A 17521-nucleotide genomic window follows, 5' to 3' on the forward strand; every position below is an offset into this window, starting at 1 on the left:
GGTAGTGGGTGGTCAGGACGACGGTGCGGCCCTCGGCGTTGATGCCCCGCCCGTCGCCAGTTGATCTACCCGTCGGTAGCATCCTGCCCATGGCAGACACGCAGCAGGTGGACGACAGCAAGCAGGCCGCGAAGGCCGAGCGGAAGGCGGCCAAGCTGGCCAAGGAGATCGGGGCCTTCGCGCGGGCGCACGGCGGTGCCGAGGGGCAGATCGCGTACATCGGGCACGAGGGCACCCGCATCGTCCTGGTCGGCGAGGACGGCGGCTGGGGCGACCTGGTGGCGCCCACCTACGCCATCGCGCAGAGCGCCGTGGAGAAGGCCGGGATCACCGTCCACGAGAACTTCGACGGTGAGTTCGCGGCCAAGGTGAAGACCGGTCCTTACGAGTGGACGCGCATGGCGGGCATTCAGCTCGGCGGGCCCAGCAACGGCTGACGGCTCGCGGCCGATGTCGTAGCAGACTGGCCGAAAGCAACACCTGACGCCCGGGTCACCCGTTAGGACCGTAGGAGCACGGTCCGTCTACCGGGAGCCCGGATGATCGAAACGCCGTCCCTGGTGGACCAGTACTGCCATGGCGTGCTGCGCACGGAGCTGGGCCTCGGCACCTTCGAGGCCCACCTCGGCCGCGGCGGGGGCCCGCCCGCGCCCGGCACCACCTTCTTCGACACGCAGGCGGGCTTCGCGGTACGCCGCTGGTGCCCGCCGCTGCTCGGCCTCGAACCGCACTGCCCGCCCGCCCGCTATCTCGCCCGCCGTCGCGAACTGGGCGTACTGGAGGCGGCCCGGCGGCTGTTGCAGGGCAGCGGCATCACGACGTATCTCGTGGACACCGGGCTGCCGGGTGATCTCACCGGGCCCGGTGAGATGGCCTCCACCGGTGCGGCCGAGGCGCACGAGATCGTCCGCCTCGAATTACTGGCCGAACAGGTGGCCGACACCTCCGGCACCGTCGATTCGTTCCTCGCCAATCTTGCCGAGTCCGTGCACGCGGCCGCCGCGGGCGCCGTCGCCTTCACGTCCGTCGCCGGCGTCCGGCACGGTCTCGCCCTGACGCCCGAACCGCCGGGCCCGGGGGAGGTGCGGGGCGCCGCGGGCCGCTGGCTCTCGGGGCGGCAGGTGGGCGGCGCCCTCGGGGACCCCGTACTGCTGAGGCATCTGCTGTGGATCGCCGTCGCGTCGGGTCGCCCGCTGCAGCTGCACGCGGGGGCAGGCGACCCGCAGGCGTACTTCGGCGGCTTCGCGCGGGCGACCGCGGGGCTCGGCACCGATCTCGTACTGCTGCACGGCTACCCCTATCACCGGGGCGCCGCCCACCTCGCGGGCGACTTCCCGCACGTGTACGCCGATCTGGGCCCCGCGCTGGTGCGCACCGGGGCCCGCGCGGCGGCCGTGCTCGCGGAGATCCTGGAGCTTGCGCCGTTCGGCAAGGTGCTGTTCTCCAGCGGCGCGCACGGGCTTCCCGAGCTGCACGTGGTGGGCGCGCGGCTGTTCAGGGAGGCGCTGGGCAGAGTGCTCGGCGGCTGGGTCGCGGACGGGGCGTGGTCCCTTGCGGACGCGCAGCGGGTGGCGGGGCTCGTCGCGTCGGGCAACGCTCGCCGCGTGTACGGGCTTTCGGAGGGCTGAGGCCCGTCAGACCGCCGACAGGCGGGAGTCGTCGGCCTGCGCCGGGACCTCCACCGCGGTCAGCGGGCGCTCGCGCAGCGAGAGGAGCACCCTCATCACGCCGATCCACACCAGGCACGAGCCGAGCATGTGCAGGCCCACCAGGACCTCGGGCAGGTCCGTGAAGTACTGGATGTAGCCGATGCCGCCCTGGGCGAGGAGGATCAGGAACAGATCGCGGGTGCGGTGCAGCGGGCCCTTGGGTGCGTCGACGGCCTTGAGGACGAACCACAGGGCGAACGTCAGCGTCACCACGATCCAGGCGAGGACCGCGTGCACCTTGCTGACCGTCTCCCAGTCGAAGCCCATCCGCGGCACCTCGCTGGAGTCGCCCGCGTGCGGCCCCGAGCCGGTCACGACCGTGCCCACGGCGATCAGCAGTCCGGACGTCACGACCAGGAACCACACCAGCTGCGCCACGGCCTTGCCGACCAGCGGGCGCGGCTCGGCGTCGCCCTCGCGGGTGCGCTGCCACATCGTGACGGCGACCGCGATCAGGGCGGAGGAGAGCAGGAAGTGCGCCGCGACCGTCCACGGGTTCAGGCCGACGAGGACCACGATGCCGCCGAGCACGGCGTTGCTCATGACCAGCCAGAACTGGATCCAGCCGAGCCGGGTGAGGCTGCGCCGCATCGGCTTCTGGGAGCGCGCCGCGATGATGGCCCAGCCGACGGCCGCGCTGAGCACGTACGCCAGCATGCGGTTGCCGAACTCGATGTAGCCGTGGATGCCCATCTCGCTGGTCGCGGTCAGGGAGTCGTCCGTGCACTTGGGCCAGGTCGGGCAGCCGAGGCCCGAGCCGGTCAGGCGGACGGCGCCGCCGGTGACCACGATGCCCACCGTCATCACGAGCGAGATCATCGCCGCGCGCCGGACGGTCCGCTGCTGCGGGGTCCAGCGTTCGGCGATGAAGGCGAGCGGGTTGCGCACGAATTGAGCGACGTCGGCTCGGGTCACGTTTGGCACGGGCCCCATCGTAGGGGGCCGCTTGTGCACGCCTTCACGAGGGGGACGTATGCGGTGCTTTTGTGACGCGGCTTACCCCGGCCGCTACTCCCAGCGGAAGAACTTGCCCGCCGCGCCGAGCCCCAACAGGGCCCAGACCGCCAGGATCCCGAGGTCGCCCCACGGCATGCCCGCGCCGTGCTGGAGGACGTCCCGAAGCCCGTCCGAGAGCGCCGAGATGGGCAGCAGGCCGAGCACCGACTGGGCGGCGTCCGGGAACTTGTCGAGCGGCACGATGACGCCGCCGCCCACGAGCAGGAGCAGGAAGACCAGGTTCGCGGCGGCGAGCGTTGCCTCCGCCTTCAGGGTCCCCGCCATCAGCAGGCCGAGCCCGGAGAAGGCCGCGGTGCCGAGGATCAGAAGGAGGAGTACGGCGACGGGGTTGCCCTGCGGCGACCAGCCGAGCGCGAAGGCGATGACCGTGAGCAGCACGATCTGTAGGACCTCGGTGACCAGGACCGAGAGGGTCTTGGCCGCCATCAGGCCCCAGCGGGGCAGCGGCGAGGCGCCGAGCCGCTTGAGCACGCCGTAGCGCCGCTCGAAGCCCGTCGCGATGGCCTGCCCGGTGAACGCCGTCGACATCACGGCGAGCGCGAGGACGCCGGGCGCGAGGAAGTCGACGGCCTTGCCCGCACCGGTGTCGACGATGTCGACCGCGCTGAACAGCACGAGAAGCAGGGTCGGGATCACGACCGTGAGGAGCAGCTGCTCGCCGTTGCGCAGCAGCATCTTCGTCTCGAGCGCCGCCTGCGCGGCGATCATGCGGGGGAGCGGGGCGGCGCCCGGCTTCGGTGTGTACGTACCGGCGGCGCTCATCCGCGCAGCTCCTTGCCTGTGAGCTCCAGGAAGACGTCTTCCAGGGTGTGGCGTTCGACCGCGATCCTCTCCGGCATGACGCCGTGCTGGGCGCACCAGGAGGTGACGGTGGCGAGCAGCTGGGGGTCGACCGTGCCGCTCACGCGGTAGGCGCCGGGGGTGAGTTCGGCGGCGGCCGAGTCCGGCGGGAGTGCCTTGAGGAGCGAGCCGACGTCGAGTCCGGGGCGCCCGGTGAAGCGCAGGGTGTTCTCGGCGCCGCCGCGGCACAGCTCCTCGGGGCTGCCCTCGGCGATGACCTTGCCCGCGTCGATGATCGCGACGTCGTCGGAGAGCTCCTCGGCCTCGTCCATGTGATGCGTGGTGAGGATGACGCAGACACCGTCGCGGCGCAGATCGCGTACGAGATCCCAGGTGGCCCGGCGTGCCTGCGGGTCGAGGCCCGCGGTGGGCTCGTCCAGGAAGACGAGTTCGGGCCGGCCGACCACGGCCATCGCCAGTGCGAGGCGCTGCTGCTGGCCGCCGGAGAGCCGCCGGTAGGTGGTGCGGCCGCAGCTCTCCAGGCCCAGGCGCTCGATCAGCGCGCCCACGTCCAGGGGGTCTGCGTGCAGCTTCGCCACGTGCCGCAGCATCTCGTCGGCGCGGGCGCCGGAGTAGACGCCGCCGGACTGCAGCATCACGCCGATGCGGGGGCGCAGGGCCGCGGCCTGCGTGACCGGGTCGAGGCCGAGGACGCGGACCGTGCCCGCGTCCGGCCTGCGGTAACCCTCGCAGGTCTCGATCGTGGTGGTCTTCCCGGCGCCGTTCGGCCCGAGGACGGCGGTGACGGTGCCCGCGCGGACCCGGAGGTCGAGGCCGTCCACCGCGGTCTTCTTGCCGTACCGCTTGACCAGGCCGGTGACCTGGACGACGGACTCAGTTCCCATGGCGGGAAGTCTAGAGAGGGGGAGAAGGGCCGTGGGCAGGGGGCTGCTACCCGGCCCACTCGGCCCGCGAGCGGTGGATCTCCAGCCACCGCTCGGCGTACGCGACCGCGTCGGCCAGCGGGAAGAGCCGCGCCGTGGCGGCGCCCACCGCGCCCCGCAGCACGGGCCTGTCCCGCTCGAAGTCCGCGCCGAGCTCGTGGAAGCGCTCCTCGGAGACGGAGGGCTCGCGCACGGTCGTCCAGCGGCGGCCTTCCGGCGTCATGACCGCGAAGGAGTTCTCGACCTCGGGGGCGGGGATCCGGTACTCGGCCAGGTGGAAGGCGGTGCAGGAGTCGAAGCCGGCGCCGAGCAGCAGCACGCGCGCGTGCACCTCTTCGAGCCGGGCCAGCGGGCTGCGCTCGCCCAGTCGGCAGTCGAGCGCGTGCCCGTCCATGAGGGCCGCCGCGCGCGGGCCGATCGCCGCGAAGGAGGTCTGCGGGTGTGCGCTGCGGACGGCTCCGGGCCAGGTCCGCACGGTCTCGGGGATCACGCCGACGCCGCGGGTGGGCGCGGTGCGCGGGTCGTACGCGGGGATGGACGCGCGGATCTCGGGCCACCAGGACTCGGGCACGGGAGGGTTCTCCCACTCGGCGGGGTCCGAGTTGTCGCTGGACTGCGCGGGGACCACCAGCGTGCCGATTTCGCCCAGGGCGTCGAGCAGTGATTGCACGACGGCGATCTGGCCGCCGCTGACCCAGCCGAGCGCGCTGAGCGAGGAGTGCACGAGGAGGGTCTCGCCGGGCCGCACGCCGAGCTCGCGGAGGTCGGCGGCAAGAGACGTCCGCGTACACAAAGGGCCGGTGGGACGGGGTGTGGGCATGGTTCGAGAGTCTCCTCGGGCCTGCTCCGGGCCGCCACCGATTTGATCGATCAGTGATCATTTCCGCAGGTCAGCTTAGGTATGCCTAAGTGATGCAGCGCACCGGACCGTGATCCGGACGCGGGTTGTCAGGCTCTGAGGAATTACGCAACAATGGCGTTGTGAAAAACGTTGGCGAGGCTCCGCAGGAGGAACTCGCGACCGGGGAGCGGTCTACGCGCAACCGGGTCGCGCGCTCCGTCCTGGATCACGGCCCGTCCACCGTCGCGGACCTCGCGAAGCGCCTCGGTCTCACCCAGGCAGCCGTACGCAGGCACCTCGACACCCTCGTCCACGAGAACGTGGTCGAGCCCCGCGAGCAGCGTGTCTACGGCACGCGTACCCGTGGGCGCCCCGCCAAGGTCTTCGCCCTGACGGACTGCGGCCGGGACGCCTTCGACCAGTCCTACGACAAGCTCGCCGCCGACGCCCTGCGCTGGATCGGCGAGCGGCACGGCGAGGGAGCGGTCGTCGAATTCGCCCGCGAGCGGATCGCCACCCAGGCCGAGGCCTACCGCAAGGCGATCGACGCGGCGCCTCCGGAGCAGCGCACCGAGGCTCTTGCGAAGGCGTTGACCCGCGACGGGTACGCTGCTACGGCGCGCAGCGCGCCGGTAGGCGAGCAGCTGTGCCAGCACCACTGCCCCGTCGCTCATGTCGCCGAGCAGTACCCGCAACTGTGCGAGGCGGAGACGGAGATCTTCTCCGTCCTGCTCGGAACGCATGTCCAGCGGCTCGCCACCATCGCCCACGGCGACGGCGTCTGCACGACGTTCATTCCCCGCAACACCCCACAGACCACTGACAACGCATCTGCAAGCACGGCCGGGAGGAACCCCGCATGACTCTCCCCACGGAGACTGCCCACCCCGAACTCGAGGGTCTGGGTACGTACGAATACGGCTGGGCCGACTCCGACGCGGCTGGTGCCTCTGCCAAGCGCGGCATCAACGAGGACGTCGTCCGGGACATCTCGGCCAAGAAGTCCGAGCCGGAGTGGATGACCAAGCTCCGCCTCAAGGGCCTGCGCCTCTTCGACAAGAAGCCCATGCCGAACTGGGGCTCGGACCTGTCGGGCATCGACTTCGACAACATCAAGTACTTCGTGCGCTCCACGGAGAAGCAGGCGGAGTCCTGGGAGGACCTGCCCGAGGACATCAAGAACACGTACGACAAGCTCGGCATCCCGGAGGCGGAGAAGCAGCGCCTCGTCGCCGGTGTCGCGGCCCAGTACGAGTCCGAGGTCGTCTACCACCAGATCCGTGAGGACCTGGAGGAGCAGGGCGTCATCTTCCTGGACACCGACACGGCGCTGAAGGAGCACCCGGAGCTCTTCAAGGAGTACTTCGGGACCGTCATCCCCGTCGGCGACAACAAGTTCGCGTCGCTGAACACGGCCGTCTGGTCCGGCGGCTCGTTCATCTACGTCCCCAAGGGCGTGCACGTCGAGATCCCGCTCCAGGCCTACTTCCGCATCAACACGGAGAACATGGGCCAGTTCGAGCGGACCCTGATCATCGTGGACGAGGACGCCTACGTTCACTACGTCGAGGGCTGCACCGCGCCGATCTACAAGTCGGACTCGCTGCACTCCGCGGTCGTCGAGATCATCGTCAAGAAGGGCGGCCGCTGCCGCTACACGACGATCCAGAACTGGTCGAACAACGTCTACAACCTGGTCACCAAGCGCGCCGTGGCGTACGAGGGCGCGACCATGGAGTGGATCGACGGCAACATCGGCTCCAAGGTGACGATGAAGTACCCGGCTGTTTACCTCATGGGTGAGCACGCCAAGGGTGAGACCCTCTCCATCGCCTTCGCGGGCGAGGGGCAGCACCAGGACGCCGGCTCCAAGATGGTCCACATGGCGCCGAACACGTCCTCCAACATCGTCTCGAAGTCCGTGGCGCGTGGCGGTGGCCGCACCTCCTACCGCGGTCTCGTCGAGATCGGTGAGGGCGCCGCCGGATCGAAGTCGAACGTGCTCTGTGACGCGCTGCTCGTCGACACGATCTCCCGCTCGGACACGTACCCGTACGTCGACGTCCGCGAGGACGACGTCTCCATGGGTCACGAGGCGACCGTCTCCAAGGTCTCCGACGACCAGCTCTTCTACCTGATGAGCCGCGGCATGACCGAGTTCGAGGCCATGGCGATGATCGTCCGCGGCTTCGTCGAGCCGATCGCCAAGGAGCTGCCCATGGAGTACGCCCTGGAGCTGAACCGGCTGATCGAGCTGCAGATGGAGGGCTCGGTCGGTTAAGACCGGCCGCGTCCCCCGTAGCAGCGAGCAGATTTCTTACGCAGAGAGAGAGCACGACGACAGCCATGGCTGAGGCTCAGAACATCCCGGTGGGATCCACCACCGCCGGATCCATCGCGGTGGCCGCCGAGTCCACCGTCGCCACCCGTATGAGCGCACCCCCGTCCTTCGACGTGGCGGACTTCCCGGTTCCCCACGGTCGCGAGGAGGAGTGGCGGTTCACGCCGCTGGAGCGCCTTCGCGGGCTGCACGACGGCACTGCGGTCGCCACGGGCGGCATCCGCGTCGAGGTGACGGCGCCGGCGGGCGTGACCCAGGAGACCGTCGGCCGGGACGACGCGCGCGTGGGCAAGGCGGGCAAGCCCGTCGACCGCGTCGCCGCGCAGGCGTACTCGTCCTTCGAGAAGGCCTCGGTCGTGACCGTCCCCAAGGAGACGGTGCTCACCGAGCCGATCCGGATCGCCGTGCACGGCGAGGGCGGCACCGCCTTCGCGCACCAGGTCATCGAGCTGGGCGCGTTCGCCGAGGCCCTCGTCGTCATCGACCACACCGGTGACGCCGTGCTCGCCGCCAACGTCGACTACATCCTGGGCGACGGCGCCAAGCTGACCGTCGTCTCCGTCCAGGACTGGGACGACAAGGCCGTGCACGTCGCGCAGCACAACGCGCTGATCGGCCGGGACGCCTCCTTCAAGTCGGTCGTCGTGACCTTCGGCGGCGACGTCGTCCGCCTGCACCCGCGCGTCGAGTACGCGGGCACGGGCGGCGAGGCCGAGCTCCTCGGTCTGTACGTCACCGACGCCGGCCAGCACCAGGAGCACCGCCTCCTGGTCGACCACAACCAGCCGCACTGCAAGTCGAACGTCGTCTACAAGGGCGCGCTCCAGGGCCAGGACGCCCACGCGGTGTGGATCGGCGACGTCCTCATCGAGGCCGCGGCCGAGGGCACGGACACGTACGAGATGAACCGCAACCTGGTTCTGACCGACGGCGCCCGCGTCGACTCCGTCCCCAACCTTGAGATCGAGACCGGCGAGATCGTCGGCGCGGGCCACGCATCGGCGACCGGCCGCTTCGACGACGAGCAGCTCTTCTACCTGCAGTCGCGCGGTATCCCGGAGGACGAGGCGCGCCGCCTGGTCGTCCGTGGATTCTTCGCCGAGCTGATCCAGCAGATCGGCCTGCCCGACATCGAAGAGCGCCTCCTCGCCAAGATCGAAGAGGAGCTGGAGGCGTCGGTCGCATGACATTCGTACGCGCCTGTGGCCTGAGCGAGCTGTCGGAGGACACCCCGAAGCGGGTGGAACTCGACGGCACGCCGGTCTCGGTCGTCCACACCGAGGGCGAGGTGTTCGCGATCTACGACATCTGCTCGCACGCGAACGTCTCCCTCTCCGAGGGAGAGGTGGAGGACTGTCAGATCGAGTGCTGGCTGCACGGCTCCGCATTCGACCTCCGCACCGGCAAGCCGTCCGGCCTTCCCGCGACGCGCCCCGTCCCCGTATACCCCGTAAAGATCGAAGGGGACGATGTGCTCGTCTCCGTCACCCAGGAGTCCTGAGGCACATGGCAACGCTTGAAATCCGCGACCTGCACGTCACTGTCGAGGTCGAGAACGGCACCAAGGAAATCCTCAAGGGTGTCGACCTGACCGTGAAGCAGGGCGAGACCCACGCCATCATGGGCCCGAACGGCTCCGGCAAGTCGACCCTCGCGTACTCGATCGCGGGGCACCCCAAGTACACGATCACGCAGGGCACCGTCACCCTCGACGGCGAGGACGTCCTGGAGATGTCCGTCGACGAGCGCGCCCGCGCCGGCATGTTCCTGGCCATGCAGTACCCGGTCGAGGTCCCCGGCGTCTCGGTCTCCAACTTCCTGCGTACGTCGGCCACCGCGATCCGCGGCGAGGCCCCCAAGCTGCGCACCTGGGTGAAGGAGGTCAAGTCCGCGATGGAGCAGCTCCAGATGGACCCGGCCTTCGCCGAGCGCAACGTGAACGAGGGCTTCTCCGGCGGTGAGAAGAAGCGCCACGAGATCCTCCAGATGGAGCTCCTCAAGCCGAAGATCGCGATCCTCGACGAGACGGACTCCGGTCTGGACGTCGACGCCCTGCGTCAGGTCTCGGACGGCGTCAACCGCGTCCGTGAGACCGGCGAGGTCGGCACCCTGCTGATCACGCACTACACGCGCATCCTGCGCTACATCAAGCCCGACTTCGTGCACGTCTTCGCGAACGGCCGCATCGCCGAGTCCGGCGGCGCGGAGCTCGCCGACAAGCTCGAGGCCGAGGGCTACGAGGCTTACACGAAGGGTGGCGTATCAGCGTGACGCAGCTGCCGGGCCTCCTCGACACCGAGGCGATCCGCAAGGACTTCCCGATCCTGGATCGCACGATCCACGACGGCAAGAAGCTCGTGTACCTGGACAACGCGGCGACTTCGCAGACGCCGCGCCAGGTGCTCGACGTACTCAACGAGTACTACGAGAAGCACAACGCCAACGTCCACCGCGGCGTGCACGTCCTCGCGGAGGAGGCCACGGCGCTGTACGAGGGCGCCCGTGACAAGGTCGCGGCGTTCATCAACGCGCCGAGCCGCGACGAGGTGATCTTCACCAAGAACGCCTCGGAGTCGCTCAACCTCGTGGCGAACATGCTCGGCTGGGCCGACGAGCCCTACCGCGTGGACCACGAGACCGAGATCGTCATCACGGAGATGGAGCACCACTCCAACATCGTGCCGTGGCAGCTGCTCTCGCAGCGCACGGGCGCGAAGCTGAAGTGGTTCGGTCTCACGGACGACGGCCGGCTCGACCTGTCCAACATCGACGAGATCATCACGGAGAAGACGAAGATCGTCTCCTTCGTGCTCGTGTCGAACATCCTGGGCACGCTCAACCCGGTCGAGGCGATCGTGCGCCGCGCCCAGGAGGTCGGCGCCCTCGTCCTGATCGACGCCTCGCAGGCCGCCCCGCACATGGTGCTCGACGTGCAGGCGCTGCAGGCCGACTTCGTGGCCTTCACCGGCCACAAGATGCTCGGCCCGACGGGCATCGGCGTGCTGTGGGGACGTCAGGAGCTCCTCGAGGACCTGCCGCCGTTCCTCGGCGGCGGCGAGATGATCGAGACCGTGTCGATGCACTCGTCGACGTACGCTCCCGCGCCGCACAAGTTCGAGGCGGGCACGCCCCCGGTCTCCCAGGCCGTCGGCCTGGGCGCGGCCGTGGACTACCTGTCGGCGATCGGCATGGACAAGATCGCCGCGCATGAGCACGCGATCACCGAGTACGCGGTCAAGCGCCTCCTCGAGGTCCCGGACCTGAGGATCATCGGTCCTTCGACGGCCGAGGACCGCGGCGCCGCGATCTCCTTCACGCTCGGCGACATCCACCCGCACGACGTGGGCCAGGTCCTGGACGAGGAAGGCATAGCGGTCCGCGTGGGTCACCACTGCGCCCGCCCCGTCTGCCTCCGCTACGGAATTCCTGCGACCACGCGAGCGTCGTTCTATCTGTACTCCACGCCCGGCGAGATCGACGCGCTGATCGACGGCCTGGAGCACGTACGGAACTTCTTCGGCTGAGGGGCTGGCTGGGAACGTGAAGCTGGATTCGATGTACCAGGAAGTCATCCTGGACCACTACAAGCACCCGCACGGGCGCGGTCTGCGTGATGGCGACGCCGAGGTGCACCACGTCAACCCGACGTGCGGCGACGAGATCACGCTGCGCGTCAAGTACGACGGGTCGACGATCGCCGACGTGTCGTACGAGGGCCAGGGCTGCTCCATCAGCCAGGCCAGCGCGTCCGTCCTGAACGACCTGCTTGTCGGCAAGGAACTCGCCGAGGCGCAGAAGATCCAGGCCGTGTTCCTGGAGCTGATGCAGTCCAAGGGCAAGCTGGAGCCGGACGACGCGATGGAGGAGGTCCTGGAGGACGCGGTCGCGTTCGCCGGGGTCTCGAAGTACCCGGCGCGTGTGAAGTGTGCTCTGCTGAGCTGGATGGCGTGGAAGGACGCGACGGCCCAGGCGCTCGAGGGCGCCGGAGCCGGGATCGCTGAGAGGAAGACCGCATGAGCGAGAACGAGACGCTGACGAAGCCCGCCTCCGAAGAAGAGGTGCGCGAGGCGCTGTACGACGTCGTCGACCCCGAGCTGGGCATCGACGTCGTCAACCTCGGCCTGATCTACGGCATCCACATCGACGACGCGAACATCGCGACGATCGACATGACGCTCACCTCGGCGGCCTGCCCGCTGACGGACGTCATCGAGGACCAGGCGAAGTCCGCCACCGACGGCATCGTCAACGAGCTGCGGATCAACTGGGTCTGGATGCCGCCGTGGGGCCCGGACAAGATCACGGACGATGGTCGCGAGCAGCTTCGGGCGCTCGGGTTCAACGTCTGAGACACCACTGATACGGCTGATTCGGCCCCCCGCGCTTATGGCGCGGGGGGCCGAACTGCGTTTACGGGGTGGGCTGCTGGACCGACGACGCCTCCGTCAGGGTGTGGGCCAGGCCCTCCTTGCGGATGCGGCTGTCTATGTAGAGCAGGGCGGTCACCAGGGGGAGGAAGACCGTGGCGGCCAGCTGGGTGAGGAAGCTGCCGACCAGGCCGAGGACGGCGTACAGGCCGAACTGGGAGCGCAGTTGGTCGAGGAGGTAGGCCGACGCCGAGTCGTCCGGGTCCACCGGGGGCGGGGTCGGCGCCGCGAACTGCAGCGGGAGCCGCAGCGCGAGGGACACCCCCAGCACGATGAGGCCCGCGAGCAGCGAGATGCCGAAGGTGCGCCACCAGGCGCCGCGCACCAGACGTACGGAGCGCCGCAACGCCGTGAAAGGGCCCGCCGATTCGAGGACTGCGGCCGCCGGGGCGAAGGCGAACAGGACGTACAGCCAGGCCGCGAGCGGCAGCGTCAGCAGGAACAGCGGGAAGACCAGGCCGATGGGGATGAGCGACTGGGTCATCATCAGGAAGAGCAGGGAGAAGAGGAGCAGCGCGAACGCGGCCACCGGCAGCATCAGGATGAAGGCGAGAAAGAGCGTCACGGCCGCCACGGACGGCGTCCGCGACCACGCCCTGCGCCAGACCGCGCCGAACGTCGCGGGGCGGCCGAGCACCGCCTCGTGCAGGGTGGCCGCGCAGGCGGCCTGGATGAACGAGTTGACGGCCAGCGTGGCGAGCATGAACAGCAGCCACACCAGGCCGAACGCGACCAGGATCGGCCTGCCGTCGTCCCATGAGAAGTCCGTGCCCGGTTCGTACACGGCGCGGATGTGGTCCTGGGTCGCGGCGTAGGCGAGCCCCGCCCCGGCCGCGAAGACGACGGCGAGCAGGCCGTAGGCCGCGGCGGCGGTGCCGAACAGCGGCTTGGCGTAGCGCCGCATCGTCGCGAACGCGCCGCCGATGACGTGGTTGGCGCCGAGCGGCGCGAGGGGGATGACGCCCGGCTTGGGCGGCGGGGGCGGCGGTGCCCAGGCGCTGCCGTTCCAGCCCCAGCCGGGCGGCGGCCCGCCGTAAGGTCCGGGCGGCCCGTACGGTCCCGGCGGTCCGCCGTAAGGCGCCTGTGGTCCCCACCCCGATGTGTCTGACATCGCTCTTGTGCTCCGTAGCTTCGTGCGGTGTTCCGCGTGTGCTCGCTGTGGCCCCCCACAGTGATCGCGTCACCTTAGCCGGTTTGCCGTCCGGGTTTGCGTACGCCCGTACATAACGTTGTGTACACTCGTACGCATGGGATACGGACTGCTGGCCGCGGCGATCGCGGCGGAGGTGGCCGGGACGACGGCCATGAAATACAGCGAAGGGTTCAGCAGGCTCTGGCCCTCGCTGATCACCGTCGCGGGATATCTGATCGCGTTCACCCTCCTCGCGCAGACGCTGAAGACGCTCTCCGTGGGGACCGCCTACGCGATCTGGGCGGGGATAGGGACCGCCGCGGTCGCCGGCATCGGGATGCTGTTCCTGGGGGAGTCGACGAGCCTGGTCAAGGTCTCCGGGATCGCGCTGGTGATCGCGGGCGTCGTCGTGCTCAATCTCGGAGGTGCGCACTGATGGCCCGCAGGTACGACCCCGAGCGGCGTCAGCGGATCATCGACGCCGCGATCCGGGTGGTCGGGCAGAAGGGGATCGGCGGGCTCAGCCATCGTTCGGTCGCCGCCGAGGCCGATGTGCCGCTCGGGTCAACGACCTATCATTTCAAGACACTTGACGAGCTGATGGTGGCCGCGCTGCGGCAGGCCAATGAGGGGTTCGCCAAGGCGGTCGCCGCGCGGAGCGCCTTCGAGGACCCGCGGGCCGATCTCGCCGGTGAGCTCGCCGCACTGCTCGGGGAGTGGCTCGCGGGGGATCGCACGGAGGTCGAGCTGGAGTACGAGCTCTATCTGGCCGCCCTGCGCAAGCCCGCCCTGCGGCCCGTCGCCGCCGAGTGCGGCGTGGGCCTCGCCGAGGTCCTGGAACAGCGCACCGACGCCGTCACCGCGCGGGCCATCGCCGCGCTCATGGACGGCATCTGCCTGGAGGTCCTGCTCACGGACGCGCGGTACGACGAGGAGTACGCGCGCGAGGCGTTCCGCCGGATTGTCGCGTCAGGCGGTTGACCGCCGCAGGCGGCCGACCGTCGCCAGTGCCGCGTCGACGCTCGCCGTGACATCCGTGACCGGGTACTGCACGTCCCGCACGACCCGGTCCCGGTCCACCACCAGGGTCAGCCGCTTCAGCCGGCTCACCCCGGCCGCGCGGAACGTCGGCAGGCGCAGCGCCGCCGTCAGGTTCAGGTCCGCGTCCGAGAGGAGCGGGAAGCGCAGCCGCTCCTTCTCGGCGAACGCCCGCTGTTCGTCCGGGCGTTGGGTGGAGACCCCGTGGACCGTCGCGCCCGCCGCGGTGAACTCGGCGAGCCGGTCGCGGTAGGTGCAGGACTCCAGCGTGCAGCCCGGGGCGCCGGGGATCCGGGCCCAGTCGGGCGGGTAGGCGTCCTTGCGGGCGTAGGCGCCCGGGAAGCAGTACAAGACGGTGTACGGCGTGGTGGCGGCCACCGGGTCATTGAACTCCCCGTCCTCGCCGAGGAGTTGGAGCTCGGGCAGGTGCGTGCCCAGGAGCTCGTGGACCCGCTGTGCCTCCATGGAGACCTCCGCCGCGGTTGCCATCGTCTCTCCCTCTCCCATCACCCAGGTGTCGCCCCAGTCCTGGAGGGCGACCAGGACCGGCAGCAGTGCGCGGCCGCGTGGCGTCAGGCGGTACTCGTGGCGTACCGGACGGTCCTGATAGGGGACGCGTGTGAGCACCTCCGCGTCCACCAGGAGCCGCAGCCGCTCGGTCAACACCTTGCGGGACACGCCCAGTTCACGCTGCAGCTCGTCGAAGCGGTGCAGGCCGCGGGCCGCGTCCCGCACGATCAGCAGGGTCCACCAGTCGCCCACGACGTCCAGGGCCTGCGCGATGGCGCAGTGGTCGTCGTCGAGCCGGGTCCGTTGCGCCATGCCCCCCATGCTGACATAGTCCGTTTCCAAAAGGAACTCACTGTCTTGCTGGGGGTGGCATGCCGCGGGGGAAGCGCACCGCGCAAGGACAAGGACAAGGACAACGACAAGGGCGGGGACTGAGGGACGTACCGAGAACCGTGTGGCTGCTTGCCGCGGGCGGCTTCTTCAACATGGTCGTCACCTTCACCTTCGTCTATTTCTTCGTCTACCTGACGGACGAGCGCGGCCTCTCCGTCGCCCAGGCCGGGGTGATCAGCGGCATCGGCGGGGCGGGCATGGTCGCGGGCAACTTCACCGGCGGCTGGTTCGGTGACCGGTACGGCCACCGCAGGATCCTGCTCATCGGATCGCTGATCAGCGGCGCTGGCGTGCTCGCCCTGCCCGTTCTCCCGCTCGCCCTGCTGTACGTGGTGCCGACCCTGAGCCAGTACGCCGGAGGATGCGTGCGCGCGGCGAACGGCGCGCTCGTCGCGGTCACCGTGCCCGAGGGCGGGCGGCGCCAGGCCTTCGCCGTGTGGCGGTTCGCGGTCAACGCGGGCTTCACCGTCGGGCCCCCGCTGGGCGCGCTGATCATCGCGCACGCCTCGTACGGCCTGCTCTTCGTCGTCGACGGGCTCGGCACCCTCGCCTTCGCCGCGTACGCCTGGCGCGTCCTGCCCGCCCACGGCGCCGTGCGCGCCGCCAGGACGGCCGAGCCGGGCCCCGGGGTGTTCGCCGCGCTGCGACAGCGCCCCACCGTCCTCGTCCTGCTCGGCGCGATCCTCGTCACCGACCTGGTCTACCGGCAGCAGTACTCGACGCTCCCCGTCGACCTCGCACGCCACGGCCTGGACACCGGCGTCTACGGCTGGCTCCTCGCGATCAACGGCGGCGTCATCCTGCTCCTCGAACTCCCCGCCACCCTCGCCCTGCGCGGCCGCGCGCCGCTGCGGATCGTCGGGGCCGGGCTGCTCCTGGTCGGCGCGGGGTACGCCGCGCTCGTCATCGGCACCTCGGTCGCCACCGCCGTGGCCATGATGCTGCTGCTCACCGCGGGCGAGGTCCTCTACAAGACTCCGGCCACCGCGTACGTCGCCGACCACGCGCCCGCCCATGCGCAGGGCCGCTTCCAGAGCCTGTACTCGGGGGTCTCGGTCAGCGGTGTCGTGCTGTCCGCGCCGCTGGGCGGCGCCCTGTACTCCGTGGCGCCGGGCCTGCTCTGGCCGGTGTGCGCGGCCCTCGCGGGGTTGGCGGGGTGCGCCGTCCTCTTCGCGGGGCGGTCCGCCCGCGAGCAGGACCCCGGAGGTCCCCCGGCCCAGTCCCCGAGACCGGTTCGCCCGCGCGGCGCCCCGCCGGTTAGGTTTTCCCCATGACCGACACGAACGCTTCCCGCACCACCGGCGCCGTCGCCGCAGGCCTTGCCACCGTCACCGCCGACGGCACCGTCCTCGACACCTGGTTCCCCGCGCCCGAGCTCACCGCCGAGCCGGGCCCGTCCGGCACCGAGCGGCTCACCGCCGAGCGCGCCGTGGAGCTGCTCGGCGACGGTGCCGCCAAGGCCGTCGGCCCCGACGCCCGCCGTGGCGTGGAGATCATCGCCGTACGTACGGTCATCGCGTCCCTCGACGAGAAGCCGCTGGACGCCCACGACGCCTACCTGCGTCTGCACCTGCTCAGCCACCGGCTGGTCAAGCCGCACGGCCAGAGCCTGGACGGCGTCTTCGGCCTGCTCGCCAATGTCGCCTGGACCTCGCTGGGCCCGGTCGCCGTGGACGACGTCGAGAAGGTGCGGCTCAACGCCCGCGCCGAGGGCCTGCACCTCGCCGTGACCTCCATCGACAAGTTCCCGCGCATGACGGACTATGTCGCGCCCAAGGGCGTCCGCATCGCCGACGCCGACCGGGTCCGCCTCGGCGCGCACCTCGCCGAGGGCACCACGGTCATGCACGAGGGCTTCGTGAACTTCAACGCGGGCACGCTCGGCACCTCCATGGTCGAGGGCCGCATCTCCGCCGGTGTCGTCGTCGGCGACGGCTCGGACATCGGCGGCGGCGCCTCCACCATGGGCACCCTCTCCGGCGGCGGCAACGTCCGCATCGTCATCGGCGAGCGCTGCCTGATCGGCGCCGAGGCCGGCGTCGGCATCGCCCTCGGCGACGAGTGCGTCGTCGAGGCCGGTCTGTACGTCACCGCGGGCACCCGCGTCACCATGCCCGACGGGCAGATCGTCAAGGCCCGCGAGCTCTCCGGCGCCTCGAACATCCTCTTCCGCCGCAACTCGGTCTCCGGCGCCGTTGAGGCCCGCCCGAACAACGCGGTGTGGGGCGGCCTGAACGACGTCCTGCACAGCCACAACTGACGTACGCCACACACTCCGCCTGGGGGGCCCGCCCCCCAAACAGTGGGGGGCCCCCCCCCGGATGTTGGGGGCGGGCAGGTGCACAGGGGAGGCGAAGCGGGGGGGCGGCCCGGGCGGGCGAAAGGGGCG

The 17521-nt window shown here is 70.3% G+C and carries 19 protein-coding genes and 1 pseudogene; 14 read left to right on the forward strand and 6 right to left on the reverse strand.

The genetic code is table 11. The features are described from left to right. Positions 1-89 precede the first annotated feature (89 nt). On the forward strand, positions 90-437 hold the full coding sequence (locus ACFWY6_RS32320) for a hypothetical protein (RefSeq protein WP_384697951.1): 348 nt from the start codon (positions 90-92) through the stop codon (positions 435-437). Positions 438-539: 102 nt separating this feature from the next. Continuing rightward, the gene (locus ACFWY6_RS32325; protein ID WP_360763628.1) at positions 540-1628 is read left to right on the forward strand and encodes an amidohydrolase family protein; all 1089 of its coding nucleotides are present in this window, start codon (positions 540-542) and stop codon (positions 1626-1628) included. A gap of 6 nt (positions 1629-1634) precedes the next feature. On the opposite strand, the gene ACFWY6_RS32330 is transcribed toward ACFWY6_RS32325, so the two are convergent. The 4 genes from ACFWY6_RS32330 to ACFWY6_RS32345 all read right to left on the reverse strand — a co-directional run bounded on the left by ACFWY6_RS32330 (position 1635) and on the right by ACFWY6_RS32345 (position 5270). Continuing rightward, the gene (locus tag ACFWY6_RS32330; protein ID WP_384697954.1) at positions 1635-2642 is read right to left on the reverse strand and encodes a heme A synthase; all 1008 of its coding nucleotides are present in this window, start codon (positions 2640-2642) and stop codon (positions 1635-1637) included. 75 nt (positions 2643-2717) lie between these two features. Continuing rightward, positions 2718-3488 (reverse strand): ABC transporter permease, encoded by a 771-nt coding sequence (locus ACFWY6_RS32335; RefSeq protein ID WP_384697956.1) that lies wholly within the window; start codon positions 3486-3488, stop codon positions 2718-2720. Next, positions 3485-4411 carry an ABC transporter ATP-binding protein gene (locus ACFWY6_RS32340; protein WP_384697959.1) on the reverse strand — a complete coding sequence of 309 codons (927 nt, stop codon included), beginning with the start codon at positions 4409-4411 and terminating at the stop codon, positions 3485-3487. The genes ACFWY6_RS32335 and ACFWY6_RS32340 overlap by 4 nt, the downstream gene beginning before the upstream one ends. 46 nt (positions 4412-4457) lie before the next feature. Continuing rightward, positions 4458-5270 carry an aminoglycoside N(3)-acetyltransferase gene (locus ACFWY6_RS32345; RefSeq protein ID WP_384697962.1) on the reverse strand — a complete coding sequence of 271 codons (813 nt, stop codon included), beginning with the start codon at positions 5268-5270 and terminating at the stop codon, positions 4458-4460. A gap of 161 nt (positions 5271-5431) precedes the next feature. Between ACFWY6_RS32345 and ACFWY6_RS32350 the strand changes: the two genes are divergently transcribed. From ACFWY6_RS32350 to ACFWY6_RS32385, 8 genes are all read left to right on the forward strand, one after another. Then, positions 5432-6154, forward strand: a complete 723-nt coding sequence (locus ACFWY6_RS32350; protein WP_384697965.1) for a helix-turn-helix transcriptional regulator — start codon at positions 5432-5434, stop codon at positions 6152-6154. Further along, a complete protein-coding gene (gene sufB / locus ACFWY6_RS32355; protein ID WP_266868326.1) occupies positions 6151-7572 on the forward strand; it encodes a Fe-S cluster assembly protein SufB in 1422 nt (473 codons plus the stop codon). The genes ACFWY6_RS32350 and sufB overlap by 4 nt, the downstream gene beginning before the upstream one ends. A gap of 65 nt (positions 7573-7637) precedes the next feature. After that, a complete protein-coding gene (sufD, locus tag ACFWY6_RS32360) occupies positions 7638-8819 on the forward strand; it encodes a Fe-S cluster assembly protein SufD (protein WP_384697968.1) in 1182 nt (393 codons plus the stop codon). Further along, positions 8816-9133 (forward strand): non-heme iron oxygenase ferredoxin subunit, encoded by a 318-nt coding sequence (locus ACFWY6_RS32365; protein WP_360763639.1) that lies wholly within the window; start codon positions 8816-8818, stop codon positions 9131-9133. The genes sufD and ACFWY6_RS32365 overlap by 4 nt, the downstream gene beginning before the upstream one ends. A gap of 5 nt (positions 9134-9138) precedes the next feature. Continuing rightward, positions 9139-9903: a Fe-S cluster assembly ATPase SufC gene (gene sufC / locus ACFWY6_RS32370; protein ID WP_160504343.1), complete on the forward strand. Its 765-nt coding sequence runs from the start codon at positions 9139-9141 to the stop codon at positions 9901-9903. Continuing rightward, entirely contained in the window at positions 9900-11156 is a 1257-nt protein-coding gene (locus ACFWY6_RS32375) for a cysteine desulfurase (RefSeq protein ID WP_266868334.1), read from the forward strand. The genes sufC and ACFWY6_RS32375 overlap by 4 nt, the downstream gene beginning before the upstream one ends. Before the next feature lie 16 nt (positions 11157-11172). Beyond that, positions 11173-11649 (forward strand): Fe-S cluster assembly sulfur transfer protein SufU, encoded by a 477-nt coding sequence (gene sufU, locus ACFWY6_RS32380; RefSeq protein WP_384697973.1) that lies wholly within the window; start codon positions 11173-11175, stop codon positions 11647-11649. Continuing rightward, positions 11646-11981 (forward strand): metal-sulfur cluster assembly factor, encoded by a 336-nt coding sequence (locus ACFWY6_RS32385; RefSeq protein WP_135329414.1) that lies wholly within the window; start codon positions 11646-11648, stop codon positions 11979-11981. The genes sufU and ACFWY6_RS32385 overlap by 4 nt, the downstream gene beginning before the upstream one ends. Before the next feature lie 61 nt (positions 11982-12042). On the opposite strand, the gene ACFWY6_RS32390 is transcribed toward ACFWY6_RS32385, so the two are convergent. Beyond that, positions 12043-13170 (reverse strand): oxidoreductase, encoded by a 1128-nt coding sequence (locus ACFWY6_RS32390; protein ID WP_384697976.1) that lies wholly within the window; start codon positions 13168-13170, stop codon positions 12043-12045. Positions 13171-13306: 136 nt separating this feature from the next. Between ACFWY6_RS32390 and ACFWY6_RS32395 the strand changes: the two genes are divergently transcribed. Continuing rightward, positions 13307-13627: a multidrug efflux SMR transporter gene (locus tag ACFWY6_RS32395; protein ID WP_266868340.1), complete on the forward strand. Its 321-nt coding sequence runs from the start codon at positions 13307-13309 to the stop codon at positions 13625-13627. Then, complete coding sequence (locus ACFWY6_RS32400) at positions 13627-14172, forward strand: TetR/AcrR family transcriptional regulator (RefSeq protein WP_384697979.1); 546 nt, start codon at positions 13627-13629, stop codon at positions 14170-14172. The genes ACFWY6_RS32395 and ACFWY6_RS32400 overlap by 1 nt, the downstream gene beginning before the upstream one ends. On the opposite strand, the gene ACFWY6_RS32405 is transcribed toward ACFWY6_RS32400, so the two are convergent. After that, on the reverse strand, positions 14161-15051 hold the full coding sequence (locus tag ACFWY6_RS32405) for a winged helix-turn-helix transcriptional regulator (RefSeq protein WP_384697982.1): 891 nt from the start codon (positions 15049-15051) through the stop codon (positions 14161-14163). The two genes, ACFWY6_RS32400 and ACFWY6_RS32405, sit on opposite strands and share 12 nt — an antisense overlap. 59 nt (positions 15052-15110) lie before the next feature. Here ACFWY6_RS32405 and ACFWY6_RS32410 point away from each other — a divergent pair. After that, a pseudogene (locus tag ACFWY6_RS32410) lies at positions 15111-16393 on the forward strand (MFS transporter). A gap of 9 nt (positions 16394-16402) precedes the next feature. Beyond that, positions 16403-17392 carry a 2,3,4,5-tetrahydropyridine-2,6-dicarboxylate N-succinyltransferase gene (gene dapD / locus ACFWY6_RS32415; RefSeq protein ID WP_384697985.1) on the forward strand — a complete coding sequence of 330 codons (990 nt, stop codon included), beginning with the start codon at positions 16403-16405 and terminating at the stop codon, positions 17390-17392. Positions 17393-17521 lie beyond the last annotated feature (129 nt).

The sequence above is a fragment of the Streptomyces sp. NPDC059037 genome, from assembly GCF_042740015.1.
In the GTDB taxonomy this organism is placed as follows: domain Bacteria; phylum Actinomycetota; class Actinomycetes; order Streptomycetales; family Streptomycetaceae; genus Streptomyces.

Excerpts from the sequence above, each read along its gene's own strand:
- ACFWY6_RS32405 (WP_384697982.1), bottom strand. The coding sequence starts at position 15,051 with ATGGCGCAACGGACCCGGCTCGACGACGACCACTGCGCCATCGCGCAG.
- ACFWY6_RS32395 (WP_266868340.1), top strand. The coding sequence starts at position 13,307 with ATGGGATACGGACTGCTGGCCGCGGCGATCGCGGCGGAGGTGGCCGGG.
- sufD (WP_384697968.1), top strand. The coding sequence starts at position 7,638 with ATGGCTGAGGCTCAGAACATCCCGGTGGGATCCACCACCGCCGGATCC.
- ACFWY6_RS32400 (WP_384697979.1), top strand. The coding sequence starts at position 13,627 with ATGGCCCGCAGGTACGACCCCGAGCGGCGTCAGCGGATCATCGACGCC.
- ACFWY6_RS32340 (WP_384697959.1), bottom strand. The coding sequence starts at position 4,411 with ATGGGAACTGAGTCCGTCGTCCAGGTCACCGGCCTGGTCAAGCGGTAC.
- ACFWY6_RS32345 (WP_384697962.1), bottom strand. The coding sequence starts at position 5,270 with ATGCCCACACCCCGTCCCACCGGCCCTTTGTGTACGCGGACGTCTCTT.
- ACFWY6_RS32320 (WP_384697951.1), top strand. The coding sequence starts at position 90 with ATGGCAGACACGCAGCAGGTGGACGACAGCAAGCAGGCCGCGAAGGCC.
- dapD (WP_384697985.1), top strand. The coding sequence starts at position 16,403 with ATGACCGACACGAACGCTTCCCGCACCACCGGCGCCGTCGCCGCAGGC.
- ACFWY6_RS32390 (WP_384697976.1), bottom strand. The coding sequence starts at position 13,170 with ATGTCAGACACATCGGGGTGGGGACCACAGGCGCCTTACGGCGGACCG.
- ACFWY6_RS32330 (WP_384697954.1), bottom strand. The coding sequence starts at position 2,642 with ATGGGGCCCGTGCCAAACGTGACCCGAGCCGACGTCGCTCAATTCGTG.
- ACFWY6_RS32365 (WP_360763639.1), top strand. The coding sequence starts at position 8,816 with ATGACATTCGTACGCGCCTGTGGCCTGAGCGAGCTGTCGGAGGACACC.
- ACFWY6_RS32385 (WP_135329414.1), top strand. The coding sequence starts at position 11,646 with ATGAGCGAGAACGAGACGCTGACGAAGCCCGCCTCCGAAGAAGAGGTG.
- ACFWY6_RS32325 (WP_360763628.1), top strand. The coding sequence starts at position 540 with ATGATCGAAACGCCGTCCCTGGTGGACCAGTACTGCCATGGCGTGCTG.
- sufB (WP_266868326.1), top strand. The coding sequence starts at position 6,151 with ATGACTCTCCCCACGGAGACTGCCCACCCCGAACTCGAGGGTCTGGGT.
- ACFWY6_RS32335 (WP_384697956.1), bottom strand. The coding sequence starts at position 3,488 with ATGAGCGCCGCCGGTACGTACACACCGAAGCCGGGCGCCGCCCCGCTC.
- sufC (WP_160504343.1), top strand. The coding sequence starts at position 9,139 with ATGGCAACGCTTGAAATCCGCGACCTGCACGTCACTGTCGAGGTCGAG.